The organism is Rahnella sp. EDr1-12 (assembly GCF_049206505.1).
In the GTDB taxonomy this organism is placed as follows: Bacteria; Pseudomonadota; Gammaproteobacteria; order Enterobacterales; family Enterobacteriaceae; genus Rahnella; species Rahnella rivi.
In genome coordinates this window covers 1-5,075 of record NZ_JBLZNY010000015.1, presented here as the reverse complement: position 1 = coordinate 5,075, position 5,075 = coordinate 1, and the positions used below count along the sequence as shown (strand labels likewise).

Genomic DNA, 5,075 nt, shown 5'->3' with positions numbered 1-5,075 from the left:
CAGAAGTGAAACGCCGTAGCGCCGATGGTAGTGTGGGGTCTCCCCATGCGAGAGTAGGGAACTGCCAGGCATCAAACAAGTGGAAAGCCCTGTACTGACGTACAGGGCTTTTTGCTGTGTGGAATTTAGGGAACAGCGGCGTCTGTTTATTCGACATCCTGTATTTTATGCTTCGCTTCTCACCACAAAACGCTGCGCCGCTGATGAACGAATACGTTAAACTATGCGCAATTAGGTCACTGACGAGTAATATGTTATGTCGAATGACGGCACCTCACTTCAATCCCTCAATACTTTTTCCATAGCAGCTCATGCTGCGGCAATAACGTATATCAATAGTACTGCTCAGTTAGTTGAAACATGGAAAAAGGCGAAAGAAAAGAATCAGCCATTTCTACTTTTAGGTGAGGGAAGCAACGTTCTTTTTCTTGAAGACTTTTCCGGTTCTGTGGCATTGAACAGAATAAAAGGTATCGAAGTAACGGAAAACTCAGAGGAATGGTTGTTACACGTTGGCTCAGGTGAAAACTGGCACGAACTGGTGTGCTACGCACTTGAACATAATATTCCTGGACTGGAAAATCTTGCCTTAATACCTGGTTGCGTTGGCTCTGCGCCCATACAAAATATTGGAGCGTATGGGATTGAACTGCAAAACGTCTGTCAATATGTTGATGTATTGAACATGAATAGTGGCGAGATCATACAGTTTAAGGCGGAAGAATGTCAGTTCGGTTACCGTGAGAGCATTTTTAAACATGCTTATAAAGACGGTTATGCCATTGTCGCTGTAGGGTTCAGATTAACCAAGCATTGGCAACCCAAGCTTACTTATGGTGATCTGACGCGCTTAGATCCGGACAGCGTTACTCCCCGTGAGATTTTTGATTCAGTATGCGCAATGCGTATGAGTAAACTGCCTGATCCCGCTATTACTGGAAACGCTGGGAGTTTTTATAAAAATCCCACTGTTGATTCCGTGGTAGCGGAAAAGATCCAACGAGACTACCCATCAATGCCCTCTTACCCGCAGGCTAACGGGCAGGTAAAACTGGCTGCGGGCTGGCTGGTCGAACAGGCGAATCTTAAAGGATTCAGTATTGGCGGTGCCGCTGTTCATCAGAATCAGGCACTTGTCTTAATTAATAAGGATCACGCAAGCAGTGCGGATGTTCGTGCGTTGGCAAAACACGTGAGAGATTCTGTTGCTGCAAAGTTTGGTATTTGGCTGGAGCCTGAAGTTCGATTTATCGCCGCCGGGGGCGAAGTAAATGCCGTGGAGGCTCTGTCATGAAAGATATTACCGTTCCGCTGCACTTGATCTCAATTTTAGCTGATGGGGAATTCCATTCCGGTGAACAACTGGGCACTGCGATGGGGATGAGCCGGGCCGCGATCAATAAGCATATCCAGACGGTACGCGATTGGGGCGTAGATATTTTCACTGTTCCCGGTAAGGGTTACAGTCTCCCGCATCCTATTCAGTTGCTGGATGAAGCAACGATTATTTCAATGCTTCCTGCTGGCCGTGTAAGTGTGCTGCCCGTAATCGACTCAACAAATCAATATCTTCTCGACCGGATTTCAGAACTGAGTTCCGGTGATGCCTGTGTCGCTGAATACCAGCAGGCAGGGCGTGGGCGTCGTGGAAGAAAATGGTTTTCCCCATTTGGCAGTAATCTTTATCTGTCGATGTACTGGAAGCTTGATCAAGGACCAGCAGCAGCAATGGGGCTGAGTCTGGTTATTGGCATCGTAATGGCAGAAGTGCTTCAGCGTCTGGGAGCTGAAGATGTACGCGTAAAATGGCCAAATGATCTTTATCTGAAAGACAGAAAGTTAGCCGGGATCCTGGTTGAACTAACAGGTAAAACCGGAGATGCGGCACAGTTGGTTATTGGCGCTGGTATAAACCTTAAAATGCGCGAGCCGGCTGCCGATACTATTAATCAGGGCTGGATAAACTTGCAGGAAGCGGGCGTTAATATAGACCGAAATGAGCTCACGGCAACTCTGCTGAAAGAATTACGCGCGGCATTATTGCATTTCGAAAAGGAAGGCTTAGCTCCATTTATTACACGCTGGCGTGGACTGGATAATTTTCTCGACCGACCGGTAAAATTGCTGATTGGAGATCAGGAGATTCACGGTATTGAACGTGGCATTGATCAGCAAGGAGCATTGCTTTTAGAGCAAGAGGGTATAATTAAGCCTTATATAGGTGGTGAGATATCTCTGCGCGGCGTGTGAAATCAAAAGGAGAGCCTGAGCTCTCCTTTTAATGTCTATTATACTATTTTCTGAGTCTTACATGTTCAACGGCATGGTTAGCGCTTTTCGTCAGAATCAGACTGGCCCGCTCTCTTGTTGGAAGAATATTTTCTTTTAAATTCAGCCCGTTAATCTCATTCCATAACTGCGTGGCGATGTTTACCGCTTCTTCTTCCGGCAGTTTTGCATAATGATGAAAATAAGAATCTGGATCAGAGAACGCACCCTGACGAAATTTCAAGAAACGATTGATATACCAGCCCTGCAATAAATCCTCAGGCGCATCGACGTATATTGAAAAATCGACAAAATCAGAGACAAATACATGATGCGGATCATGAGGATAATCCATGCCGCTCTGTAAAACATTTAAGCCTTCGAGAATTAAAATGTCAGGCTGTTCGATGACTTTATTTCCTTCAGGGATCACATCATAAATTAAATGTGAATAGACCGGCGCAGTGACGCTCTTCGCTCCGGATTTAACCTCAGAAACAAAATTGACCAACTGATGCATATCGTAAGACTGTGGGAATCCCTTCTTCTTCATGATCCCACGCTCTTGCAGCGTTTTATTGGGATAGAGAAAACCATCCGTAGTGATAAGTTCAACGGAACGATGCTCAGGCCAACGACTCAGTAACGCCTGAAGCACACGGGCTGTAGTGCTTTTCCCTACTGCTACACTGCCAGCAATACCGATGACATAAGGTATCTTCTGGCCATCGGTTCCCAGGAATTGCTCAAGCACAGCCTGACGGCGAAGATTTGAACTGATATAGAAATTAAGAAGACGCGAAAGCGGCAAATAAATTTGTGCGACTTCCTCGAGAGATAAATCCTCGTTGATACCTTTAAGGTTCACCACTTCCGCTTCTTTGAGCGTTAATGGAACTGAATCGCGTAGAGCAGCCCACTGTGCACGATCGAACTGCAGGTAAGGCGTTGCCAAAGATGGGGCACTTTTTTTCATAAGTTAAAGTCTGCCTGTTAGCGCAGGTCAGGAAAGGCGTTCACGCCAACTCCAGACAGTAAACCAGCAGCATATTATAGACAGCTTCGTTTTCAGGGGAGATCTTTTTCTTATAACTTAACGATTTCTTTGATTGAGTTAAAAATTTTTTGAGAAAGTCATGTAAACCCACTAGAACAATGACGAACCATGCGGCCATGCTCCCCGCAGGGATTCAAAGAAAAAACAGGAGCAAGTTACGGTTGAAGTTGTTTGTAATAGACCACTTCATTCTTTCTGCGATAATCCGTCGAGGACTTACATTGCGCACAGCGATAACCCTGTGAACGATAAAAGGCTTCTGCAGCGGTGCCCGATTGCATGTCCGAAGAGAGCATTGTATACCGTAAAACTTGCGCCTTAATTTCTGATTCGCGCAACAATAGACGACCTACACCACTCCTTCTTACTCTCGAGCAGACCAACAAAGCACTGACTTCAGCATGATGCGAAGATTCTTGCGAACGGACCAGGTTAAGAAGCACAGTGCCCGTTACGCCTTGCTCATCCCGGGCAATCCAAAGTAACAATTCGTTGTGTGAGATCGCAGGGCGTAAATCGTGAAAAACATTTTCCGCTTCTTGCTGCTCGAAAGTAGGGGGCAAGCCTGCAGTGATCCCCTGTTTACTGGCTTCTATAAGCAAGCGGGCGAGCTCATCGCGGTAGACAGGTAATGTAGCGGCATTAAGCATCACAATTTTCATTGCTTACCTCTTAAATGGCAATTCAGCAGATTCAAATGAATGATGCAAAAGACACGCCATCTAAGAAATCCATTGATACGCGGCGAAAGGGGACTGCAGAGATTCTTTGATGCTCACCCATGAAGCAAAAGTTCAAATCTGGTGCATGTGGTTGATAATTTGTTTAGTGAGTAAGATTTTTACATCGCAGAGGGATATTGAAACCAGTAAGGATCGTCATTTCTGTGCCGGCCTGGGAGGCGTATTGGGTCTTTATTTGGCTCTTGTTAAGCGTAAAACTTAGAAAAACCCTATTTTTTGAATAAAACATGAGCGAAGAAGCAAATCATGCAATTTTTTAGTTGCATACCCCTTAAAGTCTCCATAGAATGCGCAGCACTTGATGCCGGCATAGCTCAGTTGGTAGAGCAACTGACTTGTAATCAGTAGGTCCCGAGTTCGACTCTTGGTGCCGGCACCATTCAAGTACTTAACAATTAGGTGGGGTTCCCGAGCGGCCAAAGGGAGCAGACTGTAAATCTGCCGTCATCGACTTCGAAGGTTCGAATCCTTCCCCCACCACCATACAGGCCTTAGCAATGAGGCAACTTAGAGTGACCTGGTCTCTTTAAGAGAAGGTGAGGAATTAAGTGTCTCACGTCCTTTTCCCCGTCTTCGAGTTCTTCAGAAAAATTAGGTAGCCGAGTTCCAGGACGCGGGCATCGTATAATGGCTATTACCTCAGCCTTCCAAGCTGATGATGTGGGTTCGATTCCCACTGCCCGCTCCAAGTATGTGCTGATATAGCTCAGTTGGTAGAGCGCACCCTTGGTAAGGGTGAGGTCGGCAGTTCGAATCTGCCTATCAGCACCACTTCCAAATCCTCCCTCCTGATTTTCTTTCTGTAAACTAATTCGTCAAGCAAATGCTTGGTTGATGTGGTGATACCACCGATTTAACCGTGTCTTAGAGGGACAATCGATGTCTAAAGAAAAATTTGAACGTAACAAACCGCACGTTAACGTTGGTACTATCGGCCACGTCGACCACGGTAAAACTACCCTGACTGCAGCAATCACCACCGTTCTGGCTAAAACCTACGGCGGTTC

The 5,075-nt window shown here is 46.0% G+C and carries 5 protein-coding genes and 4 tRNA genes; 7 read left to right on the top strand and 2 right to left on the bottom strand.

The window, feature by feature from the left end:
- Nucleotides 1–256: 256 nt before the first annotated feature.
- Complete coding sequence (gene murB / locus ACO0U8_RS24165; protein WP_217202588.1) at nucleotides 257–1,294, top strand: UDP-N-acetylmuramate dehydrogenase; 1,038 nt, start codon at nucleotides 257–259, stop codon at nucleotides 1,292–1,294.
- Entirely contained in the window at nucleotides 1,291–2,250 is a 960-nt protein-coding gene (birA, locus tag ACO0U8_RS24160) for a bifunctional biotin--[acetyl-CoA-carboxylase] ligase/biotin operon repressor BirA (protein ID WP_217202589.1), read from the top strand. The genes murB and birA overlap by 4 nt, the downstream gene beginning before the upstream one ends.
- Before the next feature lie 43 nt (nucleotides 2,251–2,293).
- Here the strand turns inward: birA and coaA are convergent, their stop codons facing one another.
- Nucleotides 2,294–3,244: a type I pantothenate kinase gene (coaA, locus tag ACO0U8_RS24155; protein WP_056780224.1), complete on the bottom strand. Its 951-nt coding sequence runs from the start codon at nucleotides 3,242–3,244 to the stop codon at nucleotides 2,294–2,296.
- A gap of 236 nt (nucleotides 3,245–3,480) precedes the next feature.
- Nucleotides 3,481–3,987 (bottom strand): GNAT family N-acetyltransferase, encoded by a 507-nt coding sequence (locus ACO0U8_RS24150; protein WP_217202590.1) that lies wholly within the window; start codon nucleotides 3,985–3,987, stop codon nucleotides 3,481–3,483.
- Nucleotides 3,988–4,371: 384 nt separating this feature from the next.
- On the opposite strand from ACO0U8_RS24150, the gene ACO0U8_RS24145 reads away from it, so the two are divergent.
- The 5 genes from ACO0U8_RS24145 to ACO0U8_RS24125 form a co-directional block, all read left to right on the top strand.
- Nucleotides 4,372–4,447: transfer RNA gene (locus ACO0U8_RS24145), tRNA-Thr, on the top strand.
- A gap of 19 nt (nucleotides 4,448–4,466) precedes the next feature.
- Nucleotides 4,467–4,551, top strand: a tRNA-Tyr gene (locus ACO0U8_RS24140).
- A gap of 130 nt (nucleotides 4,552–4,681) precedes the next feature.
- Nucleotides 4,682–4,756, top strand: a tRNA-Gly gene (locus ACO0U8_RS24135).
- Nucleotides 4,757–4,763: 7 nt separating this feature from the next.
- A tRNA-Thr gene (locus ACO0U8_RS24130) sits at nucleotides 4,764–4,839 on the top strand.
- A gap of 108 nt (nucleotides 4,840–4,947) precedes the next feature.
- The coding region (locus ACO0U8_RS24125; protein WP_421671396.1) for a GTP-binding protein at nucleotides 4,948–5,075 on the top strand (128 nt) is incomplete at its 3' end.